The sequence below is a fragment of the Zoogloea sp. LCSB751 genome (genome assembly GCF_002028455.1).
In the GTDB taxonomy this organism is placed as follows: domain Bacteria; phylum Pseudomonadota; class Gammaproteobacteria; order Burkholderiales; family Rhodocyclaceae; genus Zoogloea.
On record NZ_MWUM01000430.1, the window covers coordinates 1 to 250 of the forward strand.

Consider the following 250-nt stretch of genomic DNA (forward strand, 5'->3'; position numbering starts at 1 on the left):
TAAAGGCTTTGGTGAGTTAGATATTCACTTTGTGCCCTTATCAGCACTCAATGGCGACAACGTGGTCGAGCCAAGTTTACATACCCCTTGGTATCAGGGCGGTACATTACTGGAATTGTTGGAAACCATTGATACCCAACGTGAACTGAGTGCCTTACCCGTGCGCTTCCCTGTGCAATACGTGTCGCGTCCAAATCTGGATTTTCGGGGTTTTGCCGGTACTTTAGCCTCTGGTGTCATCAAGGTGGGT

1 pseudogene is annotated in these 250 nt (G+C 48.8%); it reads left to right on the plus strand.

Features of this window, described 5'->3' with window-relative positions:
* Nucleotides 1–250, plus strand: a pseudogene (cysN, locus tag B4920_RS27220) (sulfate adenylyltransferase subunit CysN); the annotation flags it as partial.